The sequence below is a fragment of the Mesorhizobium sp. M7A.F.Ca.MR.148.00.0.0 genome (assembly GCF_003997735.1).
Lineage (GTDB): Bacteria > Pseudomonadota > Alphaproteobacteria > Rhizobiales > Rhizobiaceae > Mesorhizobium.
In genome coordinates this window covers 1-16,629 of the sequence record NZ_RZTB01000123.1, presented here as the reverse complement: position 1 = coordinate 16,629, position 16,629 = coordinate 1, and the positions used below count along the sequence as shown (strand labels likewise).

The window sequence follows — 16,629 nt, the reverse complement described above, 5'->3', positions numbered from 1 at the left end:
CTGCGGCTGCGCTCGTTATTGCCCTGTGGGAGCTGGCGGCGCGCGCGGGCATCATCGCGCCGCAGTTCCTGCCGTCGCCGAGCCGCGTCGTCATTGCCCTGTGGACGATGCTGACCGAGCAGAACCTGCTGTGGCACGTAGCGGTCTCGACCACCCGTGTCTGGATCGCCTTCCTGCTGGCCGCCGTCATGGCGATCCCGATCGGCATCATGATGAGCAGCTACCGGATCGTCGGCGCCGCCCTCGAGCCGATGATCGATTTCATCCGCTATCTGCCGGTCCCCGCGCTGGTGCCGCTGTCCATCATCTGGTTCGGCGTCGGCGAGGAGACCAAGATCTTCCTGCTCTGGCTGGGGACGTTCTTCCAGCTCGTGCTGCTCGTCGCCGACGACATGCGGCGCGTGCCGCAGGAATTCGTCGAGGTCGCCCGCACCGTCGGCGCCAATTCGAGGCAAGTCATGATCGACGTCGCCCTGCGCTGGATGGGCCCGACGCTGCTCGACAATCTGCGCATCACGCTCGGCTGGTGCTGGACCTATCTGATCATCGCCGAGATCGTCGCCGCCGATTCCGGCATCGGCTATGTGATCTGGACGGCCCGGCGCTTCGTCAAGACGCCCGAGGTCATGGCCGGCGTCGTCGTCATCGGCCTGATCGGCCTTGTCACCGACCAGCTTTTTCGCCTGCTTCACCGCCGGCTGTTCCGGTATCTGTGAGGAGCATGACATGACCGGATATGTTCAATTCGTCGACACGGCCAAGTCCTTTGGCCCCGTCGATGTCGTGCGAAACACCAGTCTTGGCCTCGAGCGCAATTCGCTGGTCGTCTTTCTCGGCCCCTCGGGCTGCGGCAAGACCACCCTGATGCGCATGGTCGGCGGCCTCGACGAACCGAGTTCGGGCTCGATCCTGCTCGGTGGGGAAAAGGTCGTCAGGCCGGACAGACGGCGCGGCATGGTGTTCCAGTCCTATTCGTCGTTTCCCTGGTTGACGGTCAAAAACAACATCGCCTTCGGCATGCGCTACAGGAAGGACCTTGGTGCCACCGAAAGAGCCGAGCGTATCAGCCACTATCTCAAGCTGTTCGGGCTCGCCGACTTTGCCAACTCCTATCCAAACCGGATTTCGGGAGGCATGCGCCAGCGCGTGGCCATAGCCCGCACGCTCGCCGCAGGTTCGGACGTGCTGTTGATGGACGAGCCCTTCGGCGCGCTCGACGCGCTGACGCGCGAGCGGCTTCAGGTCGAGCTGCGGCAGATCCAGATCCGCGAGGAAAAGACCATCATCTTCGTCACCCACGACGTCGAAGAGGCGGTGTTTCTCGCCGACCGGATCATCCTGTTCTCGCGCCGTCCAGCTTCGATCGTCGCCGATATCGACGTTGCGGCAGAGCTTGGCCCGGACCGGCCGCTGGAGATTCGCGAAACCCAGAAATTCTTCGAGCTGCGCAACAAGGTCCTGCATCTGATCCGCAACGAAACCGGAGTGGTCGTATGAGCCTCTCCTTTTCCGGAAAGACGGTCGTGATCACCGGAGCGAGCCGAGGCATCGGGCTCGGCATCGCCAAGGGCTTCGCCCAGGCCGGCGCCAGCCTGCACCTCATTGCCAACGACGCGGCCGTGCACGAACGGGCCCGCGACTTGGGCGCCATCGGCATGGAGGCCGACATTGCCGACCGCGAGGCGGTCGGGGCGGCACTCGAACCGATCTCCCGGATCGACGTGCTCATCAACAATGCCGGCCTCGAGCTGATGACGCCGATCACCGACAGCAGCGACGAGGCCGAAGCCGCCTTCCGGCGCATCATCGAGATCAACATCATCGGCACGGCGCTTGTCACCGCGCGCGCCTTGCCGTGCATGCAGGCCGGCGCTTCGATCATCAACACCGCATCGATCTGGGGCCGCGTCGCCGAAGCGCGGTTCGGCGCCTACGTCGCCTCCAAGCACGCCATCATCGGCCTGACGAAAACCTGGGCCAAGGAACTTGGGCCGAAAGGCATCCGCGTCAATGCGGTCTGCCCCGGATGGGTCCGCACGGAGGCATCGATGCGCTCGCTTGGCCGGATGGCCGAGCAAGGCGCCGTCAGTGAAGCAGCACTGCTCGAAGACATCGTCGGCGCGCAAGCCCTGCCCGGCCTGATGGAGCCGGCCGACATGGCCGGTACCTACCTCTTCCTGGCGTCGGATCTCGCGGCCAACATCACCGGGCAATCGCTCGGCGTCGACAGGGGAGAAGTGCCTTGGTAACCCCGCTGCACGGAAAACGCGCACTGATCACCGGTGCGGCCAGCGGCATCGGCCGCGCGACCGCGCTCGCCTTGCGGGACGCCGGAGCCACGGTTCTCGGCTTCGATCTCAAGGCATCCGAAGGCGATATCCCGATCCTTGCCTGCGACCTTGCCAGTGAGACCGACATCGTTGCCGCGGTCAGGCAGGGCGCGCAACGGATCGGCGGCTACGACATTCTGGTCAACAATGTCGGCATCCTCCAGGAAGCACCGCTTGAGGCGATTTCGCTCGACCATGTCGACCGCATGTTCGCCGTCAATGTGCGCGGCGCCATCATCGTGGCACGGGAAGTCCTGCCGCACCTTCCCGATGGCGGCCGCATCGTCAACATCGCCTCCGAACTCGCCTATCTCGGCCGGGCGAACGCCTCGGTCTATTGCGCGACCAAGGCGGCCTTGCTCGGCCTGACCCGCTCCTGGGCGCGCGAGCTTGCGCCTCGCATACTGGTCAACGCCGTGGCGCCGGGGCCAACCGACACGCCGCTTCTCGGTTTCGAGGCGTTGAGCGAGAGCCAGCGCGCGCTTGAAACAACACACCCGCTGGGGCGGATCGGCCGCCCGGATGAGATCGCCTCCGCGGTGGTTTTCCTTGCCGGCCCCGGCGCCACCTTCTTCACCGGACAATGCCTGGGCGCCAATGGTGGCGCGGCGATGCTTTGAAACGAGATGATCATGAAAGACCGAGTTCTCCTCGCTGAACTGCCATGGCCCGAAGCCGAGAAGCGGATCGCCGCCGGCGCTCCCATCTTCCTGCCGCTCGGCTCGACCGAACAGCACGGCCACCACATGGCGATGAATGTCGATGTTGTGCTTCCCACCGCCATCGCCGAGACGGTGGCGAAGCAGGTCGGCGGCCTCGTCGCGCCGACCATCGCTTACGGCAACCGCTCGCAGCCAAGAACAGGCGGCGGCCCGGCCTTCTCCGGCACGATCAACATCACGGCGCATACGTTTTCGCTGCTGGTCAAGGATGTGATCTGCGATCTCTATCGCCAGAAGGTCCGGCGCATCGTTGTCCTCAACGGCCACTACGAGAACATCGGCCCGTCGATCGAGGGCATTGAACTGGCGCTCGACGCCATCGGCCGCGAACGAGCGACGGATCTGACGATCCTGCGCATCGATCATTGGGAAATGGTGCGCACAGAGACGCTGGCGAAAGTGTTCCCCGATGGTTATCCCGGCATCGAGCTGGAACATGCGAGCGTCATCGAAACCTCGATGATGCTGGCGTTGCGTCCCGAGCTCGTCGACCTCGGCAAGGCACTGCATGACGGCCCGGCGCAGTTCAGGCCATATGATCGCTATCCCAAGCCAGCCGAGGAAGTGCCGCCATCCGGCGTGCTGTCGCTGACCGAGGGCTCATCAGCCGAAAAGGGCCGGTGGCTGCTCGCCGACTGCGAGACCCGCATTGCGGAAATCGTCAAACGTGAATTCTTCTGAGGTGCCGACACCATGAGCAGCAATTTCTTCCAGCCGATCGACGCTTCCGCCGTTCCTCGCTTCGCCGGACTTTCGACCTTCATGAGACTGCCGGCCGTGGCAAGCGCGGAAGGGCTCGACATCGCGCTCGTCGGCATTCCGTGGGACGGCGGCACCACCAATCGGGCCGGCGCACGGCACGGCCCGCGCGAGATCCGCAACCAGTCGAGCCTGATGCGGCGCGCCCATCACGTCTCGGGAACGGAGCCGTTCAGCATCGCCAACGTCGCCGATGTCGGCGATCTCTCGGTCAATCCGATCAACCTCCTGGACGGGCTGAAGCGCATCGAGGACGGCATCGCGGCGATCGTGGCAGTGGGCGCCATTCCGCTTGCAGCGGGCGGCGATCATCTGACGACGTTGCCGGTGCTGCGCGCCGTGGCCCGCAAGGCGCCCGTCGGCATGATCCATTTCGACGCGCATTCAGACACCAACGACCGTTATTTCGGTGACAATCCCTATACGCATGGCACGCCATTCCGCCGCGCCATCGAAGAGGGGTTGCTCGATCCCAGGCGCATCGTCCAGATCGGCATCCGCGGCTCGATATACGAACCCGGCGAACATGACTGGGCGATCGCCCAAGGCATTCGCATCATCTACATGGAGGAGTTCGTCAGGCGGGGCGCGGCCAGCGTCATGGAAGAGGCGCGCGGCATCGTCGGCGATACGCCCATCTATGTGACCTTCGACATCGACTGCATCGACCCGTCGATGGCGCCTGGGACCGGAACGCCCGAGCTAGGCGGCTTCACCACCCGCGAGGCCCAGGAAATGGTCCGCCTGCTCGACGGATTGACCATTGTCGGTGCCGACGTCGTCGAGGTGGCGCCGCCTTTCGACCTGGGCGGAATGACGGCGCTCGCCGGCGCGACGATGATGTTCGAGCTGCTGTGCGTGATGGCGAAGTCGGTTCAAGCAGCGAGAGCGCCGGACTGAGCACAAGTATCAAATCCGCCTGATGCATCGCCGTCCGCTCAAAGCGGATTCTCGGCATAGAACTCCAGCACGCGCTGCTTGAAGGTCTTGTCCCCGACGGCCAGCATATGATCCCGGCCATCGATGTGAAAGGCGCTGGCGTTCGGCATCAACGCTGCAAGCTCATCGGGCGAGCCGCCAATGTCGTCGGTCGTTCCGACGGCGACAAGCGTCGGCTGGGCGATGCGGGCGATATCCTGCTCGCTCAGCAATTCGCGCGATTTGGCGATGCAAGCGGCCAAGGCACGGCGATCGCTGCGGGTCTGGTCGGCGAAGGCGCGAAACGACCGGCCGCGCGGATGGCTGGTGGCGGCCGGATCATCGGCAAGCAAGGCGGCGGCGATCGGATCCCAATCGCCGACACCGTCGACCATGCCGATGCCGAGACCGCCGAAGACCAGCGTCGCCACCTTGTCCGTATCGGACAGCGCCATGAACGCCGCGATGCGAGCGCCCATCGAATAACCCATGACATGGGCGCGCTCGATGCCGAGATGGCCGAGCAAGGCAGCGGCATCGGAAGCCATCTTGACCGGCGTGTAGTCGGCCTCCTCATAGCTCTTCGACGACGAACCGTGGCCGCGATTGTCGAAGGCGATAGCGCGGTAACCGGCATCGTTCAGCGTCTTGAACCAGCCGGGCGACACCCAGTTGACATAATGGCTCGAGGCGAAGCCATGGATCATCAGCACCGGATCGCCCTCGCCGGATGCCGGCTGACGGTCGAGGAAGGCAAGCTCGAAGCCGTCATGGGTGAAAGACTGCATCTGCGATCCCGCCTGTGTGCTCAACCGCCACCGCCATTGGGTGCATCGCCATTGTCGGCTGGTGGCATGCCGGGGCCGGATACCGTGCCCACGGCCGGATGACGCAACAGGTCGCCATACTCGATGCCGTTCCTGGCGGCAGTGCCGGCCTTGAGCTCGAGCACGAAGCGCACCGGTACGCCGGGCGAAATGACGGCGTCGGATTGCGGCTCGCCGTGCTTGACCGCCCGGATCTTGCCATCCTGGCCGACGAAAATCAGATCGAGCGGCATTGGCGTGTTGTGCATCCAGAAGCCGACCTGCTGCTGGACCTCGAAGACGAACAGCATGCCGTGGTTGTCCGCCATGTCCTGGCGGTACATCAAGCCGGCCTCGCGCTCCGCGGCGGTGTCGGCGACTTCGATGGAAAAAGAGCGATCACCGCCTTTCGTCACCACGACCAATGGCGTCGGATCGGCCGGAAGGATCATCGCCCGGCTGTCCGCCGAGGTCGGCTTTTCGGAATAGAAATAACCACCGGCGGCGGCGATGAAGGCAATCGCGCACATCGCGCCAGCGGTCAGCCAGTTCCTGTAAGCCATTCGAGATCCTCGGCCGGAAACGCCCTAGTGCGAGACCGGCAAGGTCCCCATATCGGGGTGAATTTCGGCGGCCATAAGGCCTTTGTCGCCGCGTCCGAAACGAACCAGCACGACCTGCCCCGGCCGAAGCTCGGTGATACCGTAACGGCGCAAGGTCTCCATATGGACGAAGATGTCCTCGGTGCCCTCGCCGCGGGTGAGAAAACCAAACCCCTTGGTGCGGTTGAACCATTTCACCAGGGCGCGTTCGAGACCGCTCTCCGGCGTCACCGCGACATGGGTGCGCTGCTCCTGCATCTCGGCCGGGTGGACCGCGGTGGTGACGTCCATAGAGAGCACCCGGAAGGCCTGCAATCCGCGGTCGCCATGTTTGACGAGGCAGACCACGCGTGCGCCCTCCAGGGCCGTCTGGAAGCCATCCCTTCGAAGACATGTCACATGGAGGAGGATATCGCCGGAAATGCCGTCATCCGGCAAAATGAAACCATAGCCCTTGGCCACATCGAACCACTTGATGGCGCCGGCTATTTCGAGCAAGTCCGCGGCATCGCCGCCTTCGTCACGCTGCAAGGCGTCGCCGAGGGGTCCGTCCCGCCCCGTCAAAGAGGCCTTTTCCCCCATAAGAATGCCCCCTTTTTTCAAGAACACCGCAACTGATTCTTGCCGACAGATTAACACTGCGGCTTCCGGTCTGTGCAAGACCTGCCGTGCCTTTTTTCACGGTTCATTTGGGCAATACCGGATTTGTTCTTTGCTGGCATTGCGCACCGCCGCACGATTGCCCTTTGACAGGGCCGACCCTATGTTGCGCCGCAACGCAATTTATCGAGGAAATCACATGCGCTATCTGCACACCATGATCCGCGTCACCGACGTCGATGCCTCGCTCGACTTCTACTGCAACAAGCTCGGCCTCAAGGAAGTGCGCCGCTACGAAAACGAGCAAGGCCGCTTCACGCTGATCTTCCTCGCGGCCTCCGAAGACGAGCAAAGCGGCATCGCCGACAAGGCACCGCTGGTCGAACTGACCTACAATTGGGATCCGGAAGACTACAAGGGCGGACGCAATTTCGGCCACCTCGCCTACGAGGTCGACGATATCTACGCCACCTGCCAGCACCTGATGGACAATGGCGTCATCATCAACCGGCCGCCGCGCGACGGCAACATGGCTTTCGTCAAGTCGCCGGACGGCATCTCGATCGAGCTTCTGCAGAAAGGCCCGGCCAAGGCCAAGGCGGAGCCCTGGGCTTCGATGGCGAACACCGGAAGCTGGTAGCCGATCACGCTGTCTTGAGCGGACAATACCAGGCTGACGGCCCAGTACCGTTTGGTTTTTCAGGGGCGGCGCCTATCTGTCTGGCTGAGGCGCCAGGCTTGGGCCGGCGCCCAGCCATGCAACAGGCGCTTGCCCAGGAGAATTCATGCCGACCAGCCATGCCGACGTCACCACCGAACATGCCAGCCGCTACCTGCAGCAGCTGTGCAAGCACTGGGCGCACAAATTCCCGGTCGAGTTCGATCCCACCCACGGCACCATCGATCTCTCAATGGGCCGTACCGTCATGGATGCCGATGCGGCGACACTGCATATCACGGTGTCGACTGACGAAGCAGGATCGATCGAGCGCCTGGAAGGCGTTGTCGCCGATCACATCAAGCGCTTTGCTTTCCGCGAAGAACTGACCTTCGACTGGAAACCCGCTCCGGCAGCTTAGGCGGCGACTTACTTCCCACCGGCCGGAGCGGCCATCTCCAGCAGCGCCTGCACCGAGCGCCAGTTGCGCGCGGTACCCGGCACTTTCAGCGTGCGCGGGATCAGCCCGGCAAACACCGATTTGCCCAGCCCGTCCGGCGCGTGCAAGTAGAGCACATCGCCCTTGATCTCGAAGCGTTCGGGGCCGGTGCACTTTTCGGTCAGTCGCGCCACCTCGTCCGCTGTCGGCTCGCGCTCCAGCACATAGGCATGCAGCTTGGTATGGTCCCCGGCAACTTTCGGGGTAAGGGTTTTCGTTCACCAGCCGCTCGAACCAGGAAAGATCGCGCACCATGATGCGCGAATAAAAACCCCATTTCTTCTCGAAGGCTGTTTCGAGCTGTTTCGTCAGCGTCGCCGCGTCGCCCTTCTTCGCCCGGAACACGGCATTGCCGCTCTGCACGTAGGTGGCGACATCGGAAAAGCCGAGATCCTCGAAGAACGACCGCAGCTCCGCCATCTTGACGATGCGGTTGCCGCCGACATTGATGCCGGAAAACAGCGCGACGAAGATTTTTCCTGCCTCCTTGCCGCTCATATGATGAAACCGGCCAATGTCTCGTTGTCGGTGATGTCCTGATACTGGACGCCCTCGGCCTCGAACTTCGCCTTGAGCAGATCGAAATTGCGGCGGTCCTTGGTTTCGATGCCGATCAGCACCGAACCGAAATTGCGCGCCGATTTCTTCAGATATTCGAAACGGGCGATGTCGTCGTCGGGCCCGAGCAGTTCGAGGAAGTCTCGCAGCGCGCCGGGCCGCTGCGGAAAGCGGATGATGAAGTATTTCTTCAGCCCCTCGAAGCGCAGCGCCCGTTCCTTTACGTCCGGCAGCCGCTCGAAATCGAAATTGCCGCCCGAAACCACGGCAACGATGGTCTTGCCCCTGATCTCCTTCTTGGAGAAATCCTTGAGCGCATCGATCGCCAGCGCGCCAGCCGGCTCCAGCACGACGCCTTCGACGTTGAGCATTTCGATCATGGTGGCGCAGAGCCGGTTTTCCGGGATCAGCCGCACCGTTTCGGCCGGAAAATCCTTGAGACGACGCAACGGCTCGCGGCCGATCTCGGCCACCGCGGCGCCATCGACGAAATTGTCGACCTTGGCGAGCTTGAGCCGTTTTCCCGCCGCAAGACTTTCGCGCAGGCTCGGCGCGCCTGCCGGTTCGCAGAAGACGAAGCGTGCTTCCCTGCCCTGATCGGCGAAATAATGGGTGACGCCCGCGGCAAGTCCGCCACCGCCGACCGGGAGCATGACGATATCGGGCATGCGGGCGCCCGGCATCTGGTCCGCGATCTCGTAGGCGACGGTTGCCTGGCCCTCGATGATGTCCTTGTGATCGAAGGGCGGCACCATATGGGCGCCGGAACTGTCAGTGAATTCCAGGGCCGCGCGATAGCAGTCGTCGAAGAAATCGCCGACCAGCCTGATCTCGATGAAATCGCCGCCGAACAGCTTGGTCTTGTCGATCTTCTGCTGCGGCGTCGTCACCGGCATGAACACAACGCCTCGCCTGCCGAAATGGCGGCAGACGAAAGCAAAACCCTGCGCGTGGTTGCCGGCGGACGCGCAGACGAACAGTTCAGCCTCGTTGCCGGCCGCCAGTGTCTTGCGGAAGAAATTGAAGGCGCCGCGGATCTTGTAGGAGCGGACCGGCGACAGGTCCTCGCGCTTCAACAGCACCCGCGCACCGGTCTTTTTCGACAGATAATCGTTTTCCTGGAGCGGCGTTTCAGGAAAGATCTGGCGGATCGCGGCGGCAGCGGCAGCAACGCGGGAAGAGAAACTGTTCATCGGAAACCACCCTTAGCGAAAACCACCTTGCGTTGCATGCTGTCCGCCGACCTCTATCTTTGATTGGGTCGCGCACGTCCAACTGTTGAGCGCCAGGACCAGGTGCGGCGCGAGTTCGCCTATTGCATATCCGGCAACGCGGCGCCATCGTCCATCATTCACGTCCTTCCAAGCGGAAACTTTGCGAAATATTTTCAGTTACTTGTGGGTACATTCTCATGCCCCTGGCATCAGGCGACTTAAAATCGCTATCTCTGCGGGAATTGGAAGGCCGGCGGCGACGCCGCCATTTTGGCTTTCGCGCAACACTGCGATGGCCGCAGCGGGGCGCCGATCACATTTCGACTGGACATGACTTAGTTCTGCCGCACTCTGCCTGTCCGGGAGGTATCGTGAGGATAGACAGGCCTTTCGGCCGGAGTTGGAAATTCAGGCGTGCCTTTGAAGAAGATTTTTACCGTTCTCCTGGCCTTGTTCGTCGCCGGCTGCGCCGGCCAGCAAACACAGGAATTGCTGGGCAGCGCCATGGTGTCCGCGCCGGTGACGGAGATCGCCGGCAACCACTCGATCTTCATCGCCACGACGCGCAAGAAGTCCGACGATCCCAACAAGGTTTTCGACGGCGAACGCTCGGCCACGCTGAACTATGCCCGCGTCAACGTCACCGTTCCGGGGCTTCACAAGACCGGCCAGATCGAGCGCCGCTCGCGCGGCAAGTCGGATGACCCGGCCAAATATTTCATGGCTTCCGAGGTCGTCGGCTACGACACGCAGCCGAAATTCTCCAGCGCGCTCAATGCCGACATCGCGGCGCGTGGCGGCCGCGTCATGGTCTTCGTGCATGGCTACAACACCGGCTTCGATGCCGCCGTCTATCGCCTCACCCAGATCGTCCATGATTCCGGCTATCCCGGCACGCCCGTGCTGTTTTCCTGGGCATCGGGTGCCAGGACCACCGACTACGTCTATGACAAGGAAAGCGCCAGCGCCGCCCGCGACCAGCTGGAGGTGACGCTCAGGATGCTGGAGCAGTCCGGCGCGCGGCGCATCGACATCGTCGCGCATTCGCTCGGAACCTGGGTCACCATGGAAACGCTGCGGCAGATGGCCATCACCGGCGACCGCGATCTCGGCGGCAAGCTCGGCGACGTGGTGCTGGCTTCGCCCGACATCGATGTCGACGTGTTCAAGAGCCAGATGCGGCGCTATGGCAAGCCCGACAAGCCGTTCATCCTGCTGTTGTCGGACGACGACCGCGCGCTGCGGCTCTCCGGCCTGATCGCCGGATCCCGGCCGCGCGTCGGCGACTACAAGGATGCCGCCGATCTCGCCTCCTATGGCGTGTCGGTCGTCGACCTGTCCAAGGTCAAGGGATCGGACAGCTTCAACCATACGAAGTTCGCCGACAATCCGACGCTGGTGAAGATGATCGGCCAGCGGCTGCGCGAGGATGACGGCTTTGCCAGCGACCGTGACGTGACAGACCGCATCAGCCTGCTTGGCCAATAGGTGCGGTCCCGCGGTTTTCGCCGTGCCTGCCCGGCATCGCGGACGTGTGGATACACTTTGAACTGGACCGCGCCGGTCTCTGGCCTTATCGGAATAGCCAGCGACGTCACGCGTTTGACGTCCCCCTTGGCGGGAGCCGGCGTATGACCATGCGTTCGAAGAGCTACCTCGTCGTTGCATTGGCGCTCGCTGTCACCGGCTGCGCCGGCGGCAAAACGCACGACCTGCTCAACAAGACTACGCTCACGGTGCCCGCTTCCGACATCGCGGCCACGCATGAAATCTTCGTCGCCACCACCCGCCAGAGGGCAACCAAGGACCCGCGACAGGTGTTCGACGGCGATCGCTCGCTGACCACCAGCTTTGCCCGTGTCGACGTCACCGTCCCGAAAAACCATCAGGTCGGCGCCATCGAGCGGGCCAAGGGATCCGCGAACAGCAATCCGGCCAAGGATTTCACCGCCAAGGACGTCACCTTCTATGAAGGCGCGCCGCAGTTCGCCAAGGCGGTCGGCGCCGACATCGCCATGCGCGGCGACCGTGCGCTGGTTTTCGTGCACGGCTTCAACAACGGCTTCGATGACGGCATCTACCGGCTGACGCAGATCGCGCACGACACGAAATATCCCGGCACCCCGGTGCTGTTCTCATGGGCTTCGAGCGGCAAGACCACGGGTTACATCTACGACAAGGAAAGCGCCAACGCAGCGCGCGACGACCTCGAGGCGACGCTCAGGATGCTGGCCAAGACCAAGGTCAAGAGCATCGACATCATCGCCCATTCGATGGGGACCTGGGTGACCATGGAGGCTCTGCGCCAGCTTGCCATCACCGGCGATCGCGATCTCGACGACAAACTCGGTTACGTCATCCTGGCCTCGCCCGACATCGATGTCGACGTGTTCAAGAAACAGATGATCCGTTACGGCAAACCCGACAAGCCATTCGCCATCCTGCTCTCGGCGGATGACCGGGCTCTCAAGCTGTCCTCCCTGATCTCGGGCGATAAGCCGCGCGTCGGCGATTACGGCGATGCGGCCGACCTCGCCAGCTATGGCGTGTCGGTGGTCGACCTTTCCCAGGCCAAGGGCGGTGACCGCCTCAACCACGCCAAATTCGCCGACAACCCGATGCTGGTGCAACTGCTGGGCGATCGGCTGCGGGCGTCTGCCGGCCTTGCCTCGGACGAGCCCGTCCCGACTCAGCTCAACAATCTCGGTCAGGGCCTGGGCAAGGCCGTCGGCTCGGTCGCGGAAATCGTCATCACCACGCCGTTCAAGGTGCTGACCATCGCCACCGGCGGGTAGCCGGGGGCAGCTTCCTGGTGGAGACCATCAGGTGTCGAAGTCGGCGCTGCCCCTCACCTGCCTGCCGGCATCCTCTCCCCGTATAGTGACGGGGAGAGGGGCGCTATTATCACCGGTTTCGCCAATGACCAGCATTGCAAGAAGAGCACAGTCGTTGCGGCCAGCCCCTTCTCCCCGTCACTATACGGGGAGAAGTGCCCGGCAGGGCGATGAGGGGCAGCGCCGGCGTCCTACACGAACAGATCGACTTTCTGGAACGTCGTCACGTCGATCAAGCCGACATCGGAAATCCTGAGTTCGGGAATGACGACCAGCGCCAGCAGCGAGTGCTGCATGTAGGCGTTGTTCAGCGAACAGCCCATCTTGCGCATCGCCTCGGTGAGCTTCTCTGCCTTGGCCGCGACGATCTCGGCCCGCTCGTCCGACATCAGCCCGGCGATCGGCATTTCGACCAGCGCCAGTTCCTTGCCCTTGGAGAACAGCACGACGCCGCCGCCGACTTCGCCCAGGCGATTGACGGCCAGCGCCATGTCCTGCTTGTTGGTGCCGACGCAGATGATGTGGTGGGCGTCATGCGCCACGCTGGACGCCATGGCGCAGTCGCCGATGTAGCCGAAGCCGGAAACGAAGGCGTTGGTGACGCCGCCCGTGCCCCGGTGGCGCTCGACCAGCGCGATCTGGCAGATGTCGTTGCGGCGGTCCATGGCGACCAGCCCGTCCTCGACCGGCAGATCGGCCTCCAGCGCGCGCGTCGGCGCCTGGTTCTCGATAACGCCGATGACACGCACCCGCACCTCATTGGCGCCCTTGGGCGCCGTGATGTCGAAGTCGTCGCCCTTCAGCTTCTTGCCGAGCTTGACGGTGTTCTTCGCCGTCTTCGGGTAATCATAGGCCGGAATATCGATTTCGAGCTTGCCGCCCTTGGCCACCCTGACGCCGCGAGCATAGACCTCGTCGATGGTCATTGCGGCGAGATCCGAGACGATCAGCAGGTCGGCCACCCGGCCCGGCGCGATCGAGCCGATCTCGCGCTCCAGTCTGAAATGCTGGGCGGTGTTGAGCGTCGCCATCTGGATCGCCGTCACCGGCTTCAAGCCCTGTTGGATGGCGTGGCGCACCACGCGGTCCATATGGCCTTCCTGGACCAGCGTGCCGGAATGGCTGTCGTCGGTGCACAGGATGAAATTGCGCGGGTCGATGCCGCTCTCCGTCACCGCCTTGATCTGCGAGGCAACGTCGTACCAGGCCGAGCCGAGCCGCAGCATCGCCTTCATGCCCTGACGCACGCGGGCGATGGCATCCTCGGCGCGTGTGCCCTCATGATCGTCCTCGGGGCCGCCGGCGACATAGCCATGGAACGGCAGGCCGAGATCGCGCGAGGCATAGTGGCCGCCGACCGTTTTCCCCGCTTTCACCGTCGCGGCGATCTCGCCCGACATGACAGGATCGTTGGCGGCGACGCCGGGGAAATTCATCACTTCGCCAAGACCGATGATGTTTTCCCAGCTCATTGCCTCCGCGACATCGGCGACCGTCAACTCGGCGCCTGCATGTTCCAGCCCGGGCGCCGAGGGCACGCAGGACGGCATCTGCACATGCACGTTGATGGGCATGGCGACGGCCTCGTCATGCATCAGCCGCACGCCGGGCAGGCCAAGCACATTGGCGATCTCGTGCGGGTCGATGAACATAGAGGTGGTGCCGTGCGGAATAACGGCCCGGCAGAACTCGGTCACCGTCACCATGCCGCTTTCGACATGCATATGCGCGTCGCAGAGGCCGGGCACCAGATAGCGCCCGCCGGCGTCGACCACCTTGGTGCCCTGGCCGATGGCATGGCTGGCGTTCGGCCCGCAATAAGCGAAACGACCGCCGGCGATGGCGATGTCGGTGCCGGCGATGATCTCGCCCGAATGGACGTTCACCCAACGGCCGTTGCGGACGACCAGGTCAGCGGGTTTGCGCCCCATGGCGACATCGACCAGGTGTGTCGCCATCTCGGTCCACGGTCTGGGTTTTGCGGGCCTTGCGGGCTTGGCGTTCGTCATTTGCGATTCCTTGGTTGCGGCCAGTGTCGCAAATGTCGGCGGGCGCCGCCAGTCGACAGCTTTTTTGCCGGGCAGCTTTTCACGATAGGAATTTTTTCTTGACTCCGTGACCTCAGCAATAGTACATATTTGCCTACGGTGCTGATTTGCGCCGGTGACCCTCTGCACAGGCGGGTTTTTCGTTTGATGCTCCGTCAGCCAATGCGGCGAAGACTCCGAAGGGACGTTAACCCGAGTTCGTGGCCCCGGGTCCGACATCCGGCGCAGGCTGAGTTTGTTGACTAATCCGGCTAAGCGCGATGCTGATCGTGGACCGAGCCGCAAGGGGGAAAATATGACCCGTTTTTGGAAAGCGTTCGCCGTCATCTTGTTCTTGTTCGCAGCGTCCACTTTTGCCGCCGCCGAGGAACGTTGGCAGACCTTGCCGGAACCAGCGGCCATGCCCAAACCCGATCAGAGCGGATATGCGCCGGTGAACGGCATCCAGATGTACTACGCCGTTTTCGGCGCGGGTGACCCAGTGCTGCTCATCCATGGCGGCCTCGGCCACGCCGACATCTGGGCCAGCCAGGTGGCCACGCTTTCCAAGACGCACAAGGTGATCGTCGCCGACAGCCGTGGCCACGGCCGCTCCACCCGCACCGAGCAGCCCTATGGCTATGACTTGATGGCGTCGGACTATCTGGCGCTGCTCGATTACCTGAAGATCGACAAGACCGCGCTTGTCGGCTGGAGCGACGGCGGCATCATCGGTATCGACATCGCGCTGCATCATCCGGAGCGGCTGACAAGGCTGTTCGCGCAAGCCGCCAACGTAACCACCGACGGCCTTGATCCGGGCGTGATGACCAACAAGACCTTTGCCGCCTACATCGACCGCTCCGGCCGCGACTACAAGAAGATGTCGAAAACACCGGACCAGTATGACGCCTTCGTGGCGCAGATGAGCCATATGTGGGAGAGCGAGCCGGCGTGGACCAAGGAACAGCTTGCTGAGATAACCACGCCGACGGCGATCGTTGCCGGCGACCACGATGAGGCGATCAAGCGCGAACACACCGAATATATCGCCTCCGCCATCCCGGGCGCGAAGCTGATCATCCTGCCCAACGCCAGTCATTTCGCCATGCTGCAAGCGCCGGATGAATATAGCCAGGCTGTGCTGGACTTCATCGACGCCAAATAGAGGATTCTGTGCGGCGACAGGGGGGATTGCGATTGCGGCGAATGCGGTTATCCTTCTGGCGAGGATCTTTCTGAACCGTCATTTCGGGGAGTTCGATGCGTCGACTGATGGTCGCAAGTGCCGGTTTTCTTGCCGTTCTGGCCGTGCCGGCTTTTGCAGCCGACCCAACGGTCGACGTGCCGATGACCGCGCCCGGCTTCGACTGGACGGGCTACTACGCTGGTCTGCAGGCCGGCTATGGCTGGGGCCAATCCGATATATCGGTGACAGAAGGCGCGCCGTTTTCCATCTCGCCCGACATTGACGGCGGTTTTGTCGGCGGCCATGTCGCCGGCCTGTGGCAGTTCGACCAGGCGGTGCTCGGCGCCGAGGCGGAACTCAACTATTCCTCGGTCGGCGGCACGACGGTATCGGCCTTGGGAAGCCCATTCGGCACCGACATCAAATGGTTCGGGTCGGTCAACGCCAAGGCCGGCTACGCCATGGATCGCCTGCTGGTCTACGGCATTGGCGGCGTCGCCTTTGCCGGCATCGAAACATCGCAAGTCGCGGGTCCGGCGTTCGCCAGCACGCGCACGAATGTCGGCTGGACCGTGGGTGCCGGCGTCGACTACGCGCTGACCGACAAGTTCGTCGTCGGCGCGCAGTATCGCTACTATGATTTCGGCTCCGAGCACTATGAGGTGGCAGAACCCTTTAACGATCGCGATCAGAACGTGAAGCTGAATGCGGTCGGGATCAATTTGAGCTACAAGTTCTGAGCAGGGCCACAATCGCGACGCTGCCGGACAAGGCAACCACTCAAAGGGCTCTTTCATGGAAGGGGTGGCCGACGCTCCCAGTGGGCGGGGGGAATGGGTTGGGCCTGAGAGGCGCCGGCCTTGGCGGATCAAATCCACCACACAGGCATCGTACCACTACCCGCCGTGCCGAT

17 protein-coding genes and 1 pseudogene are annotated in these 16,629 nt (G+C 63.2%); 12 read left to right on the top strand and 6 right to left on the bottom strand.

The window, feature by feature from the left end; genetic code table 11:
* The 6 genes from EOB49_RS28470 to speB form a co-directional block, all read left to right on the top strand.
* A partial coding sequence (locus tag EOB49_RS28470) for an ABC transporter permease (RefSeq protein WP_164781836.1) occupies positions 1-716 on the top strand: 716 nt, incomplete at its 5' end.
* A 10-nt stretch (positions 717-726) separates the two neighbouring features.
* The gene (locus EOB49_RS28465) at positions 727-1,497 is read left to right on the top strand and encodes an ABC transporter ATP-binding protein (RefSeq protein ID WP_127332102.1); all 771 of its coding nucleotides are present in this window, start codon (positions 727-729) and stop codon (positions 1,495-1,497) included.
* A complete protein-coding gene (locus EOB49_RS28460) occupies positions 1,494-2,249 on the top strand; it encodes an SDR family oxidoreductase (RefSeq protein WP_127382934.1) in 756 nt (251 codons plus the stop codon). The genes EOB49_RS28465 and EOB49_RS28460 overlap by 4 nt, the downstream gene beginning before the upstream one ends.
* Positions 2,243-2,950 carry an SDR family oxidoreductase gene (locus EOB49_RS28455; protein ID WP_127382933.1) on the top strand — a complete coding sequence of 236 codons (708 nt, stop codon included), beginning with the start codon at positions 2,243-2,245 and terminating at the stop codon, positions 2,948-2,950. The genes EOB49_RS28460 and EOB49_RS28455 overlap by 7 nt, the downstream gene beginning before the upstream one ends.
* A 12-nt stretch (positions 2,951-2,962) precedes the next feature.
* Positions 2,963-3,733: a creatininase gene (locus tag EOB49_RS28450; protein ID WP_127323115.1), complete on the top strand. Its 771-nt coding sequence runs from the start codon at positions 2,963-2,965 to the stop codon at positions 3,731-3,733.
* A gap of 12 nt (positions 3,734-3,745) precedes the next feature.
* Positions 3,746-4,711, top strand: a complete 966-nt coding sequence (gene speB / locus EOB49_RS28445) for an agmatinase (RefSeq protein WP_127382932.1) — start codon at positions 3,746-3,748, stop codon at positions 4,709-4,711.
* Positions 4,712-4,749: 38 nt separating this feature from the next.
* On the opposite strand, the gene EOB49_RS28440 is transcribed toward speB, so the two are convergent.
* The 3 genes from EOB49_RS28440 to EOB49_RS28430 are packed head-to-tail and all read right to left on the bottom strand — an operon-like array spanning position 4,750 to position 6,719.
* The gene (locus EOB49_RS28440) at positions 4,750-5,517 is read right to left on the bottom strand and encodes an alpha/beta fold hydrolase (RefSeq protein ID WP_164781835.1); all 768 of its coding nucleotides are present in this window, start codon (positions 5,515-5,517) and stop codon (positions 4,750-4,752) included.
* A 20-nt stretch (positions 5,518-5,537) separates the two neighbouring features.
* Positions 5,538-6,098, bottom strand: coding sequence for a DUF192 domain-containing protein (locus EOB49_RS28435; RefSeq protein WP_127382930.1), 561 nt, complete (start codon positions 6,096-6,098; stop codon positions 5,538-5,540).
* 24 nt (positions 6,099-6,122) lie between these two features.
* Positions 6,123-6,719: a cold-shock protein gene (locus tag EOB49_RS28430; protein WP_032901396.1), complete on the bottom strand. Its 597-nt coding sequence runs from the start codon at positions 6,717-6,719 to the stop codon at positions 6,123-6,125.
* A 217-nt stretch (positions 6,720-6,936) separates the two neighbouring features.
* Here EOB49_RS28430 and gloA point away from each other — a divergent pair, with 217 nt between their 5' ends.
* Positions 6,937-7,377 (top strand): lactoylglutathione lyase, encoded by a 441-nt coding sequence (gloA, locus tag EOB49_RS28425; protein WP_127332092.1) that lies wholly within the window; start codon positions 6,937-6,939, stop codon positions 7,375-7,377.
* Positions 7,378-7,522: 145 nt separating this feature from the next.
* Positions 7,523-7,816, top strand: coding sequence for a DUF2218 domain-containing protein (locus EOB49_RS28420; protein ID WP_127332090.1), 294 nt, complete (start codon positions 7,523-7,525; stop codon positions 7,814-7,816).
* An 8-nt stretch (positions 7,817-7,824) separates the two neighbouring features.
* On the opposite strand, the pseudogene EOB49_RS28415 reads toward EOB49_RS28420, so the two are convergent.
* Positions 7,825-8,392: pseudogene (locus EOB49_RS28415) on the bottom strand (DUF1697 domain-containing protein).
* Positions 8,389-9,645 carry a threonine ammonia-lyase IlvA gene (gene ilvA / locus EOB49_RS28410; RefSeq protein ID WP_127382929.1) on the bottom strand — a complete coding sequence of 419 codons (1,257 nt, stop codon included), beginning with the start codon at positions 9,643-9,645 and terminating at the stop codon, positions 8,389-8,391. Before ilvA ends, EOB49_RS28415 begins: the two are co-directional and overlap by 4 nt.
* Before the next feature lie 435 nt (positions 9,646-10,080).
* Between ilvA and EOB49_RS28405 the strand changes: the two genes are divergently transcribed.
* Entirely contained in the window at positions 10,081-11,154 is a 1,074-nt protein-coding gene (locus EOB49_RS28405) for an alpha/beta hydrolase (protein WP_127332086.1), read from the top strand.
* Between the two features lie 143 nt (positions 11,155-11,297).
* Positions 11,298-12,461, top strand: coding sequence for an alpha/beta hydrolase (locus tag EOB49_RS28400; RefSeq protein ID WP_127382928.1), 1,164 nt, complete (start codon positions 11,298-11,300; stop codon positions 12,459-12,461).
* 230 nt (positions 12,462-12,691) lie between these two features.
* Here EOB49_RS28400 and ade read toward each other — a convergent pair whose 3' ends face one another.
* Entirely contained in the window at positions 12,692-14,509 is a 1,818-nt protein-coding gene (ade, locus tag EOB49_RS28395) for an adenine deaminase (protein ID WP_127382927.1), read from the bottom strand.
* A gap of 334 nt (positions 14,510-14,843) precedes the next feature.
* On the opposite strand from ade, the gene EOB49_RS28390 reads away from it, so the two are divergent.
* On the top strand, positions 14,844-15,695 hold the full coding sequence (locus EOB49_RS28390; protein WP_127382926.1) for an alpha/beta hydrolase: 852 nt from the start codon (positions 14,844-14,846) through the stop codon (positions 15,693-15,695).
* Positions 15,696-15,790: 95 nt separating this feature from the next.
* Positions 15,791-16,456, top strand: coding sequence for an outer membrane protein (locus EOB49_RS28385; protein WP_127322458.1), 666 nt, complete (start codon positions 15,791-15,793; stop codon positions 16,454-16,456).
* Positions 16,457-16,629: the final 173 nt, after the last annotated feature.

What these genes read in the sequence shown, in the direction of transcription:
- EOB49_RS28465 (WP_127332102.1), top strand. Translation starts at nt 727, where the DNA reads ATGACCGGATATGTTCAATTCGTCGACACGGCCAAGTCCTTTGGCCCC.
- EOB49_RS28460 (WP_127382934.1), top strand. Translation starts at nt 1,494, where the DNA reads ATGAGCCTCTCCTTTTCCGGAAAGACGGTCGTGATCACCGGAGCGAGC.
- EOB49_RS28450 (WP_127323115.1), top strand. Translation starts at nt 2,963, where the DNA reads ATGAAAGACCGAGTTCTCCTCGCTGAACTGCCATGGCCCGAAGCCGAG.
- speB (WP_127382932.1), top strand. Translation starts at nt 3,746, where the DNA reads ATGAGCAGCAATTTCTTCCAGCCGATCGACGCTTCCGCCGTTCCTCGC.
- EOB49_RS28440 (WP_164781835.1), bottom strand. Translation starts at nt 5,517, where the DNA reads ATGCAGTCTTTCACCCATGACGGCTTCGAGCTTGCCTTCCTCGACCGT.
- EOB49_RS28435 (WP_127382930.1), bottom strand. Translation starts at nt 6,098, where the DNA reads ATGGCTTACAGGAACTGGCTGACCGCTGGCGCGATGTGCGCGATTGCC.
- EOB49_RS28430 (WP_032901396.1), bottom strand. Translation starts at nt 6,719, where the DNA reads ATGGGGGAAAAGGCCTCTTTGACGGGGCGGGACGGACCCCTCGGCGAC.
- gloA (WP_127332092.1), top strand. Translation starts at nt 6,937, where the DNA reads ATGCGCTATCTGCACACCATGATCCGCGTCACCGACGTCGATGCCTCG.
- EOB49_RS28420 (WP_127332090.1), top strand. Translation starts at nt 7,523, where the DNA reads ATGCCGACCAGCCATGCCGACGTCACCACCGAACATGCCAGCCGCTAC.
- ilvA (WP_127382929.1), bottom strand. Translation starts at nt 9,645, where the DNA reads ATGAACAGTTTCTCTTCCCGCGTTGCTGCCGCTGCCGCCGCGATCCGC.
- EOB49_RS28400 (WP_127382928.1), top strand. Translation starts at nt 11,298, where the DNA reads ATGACCATGCGTTCGAAGAGCTACCTCGTCGTTGCATTGGCGCTCGCT.
- ade (WP_127382927.1), bottom strand. Translation starts at nt 14,509, where the DNA reads ATGACGAACGCCAAGCCCGCAAGGCCCGCAAAACCCAGACCGTGGACC.
- EOB49_RS28390 (WP_127382926.1), top strand. Translation starts at nt 14,844, where the DNA reads ATGACCCGTTTTTGGAAAGCGTTCGCCGTCATCTTGTTCTTGTTCGCA.
- EOB49_RS28385 (WP_127322458.1), top strand. Translation starts at nt 15,791, where the DNA reads ATGCGTCGACTGATGGTCGCAAGTGCCGGTTTTCTTGCCGTTCTGGCC.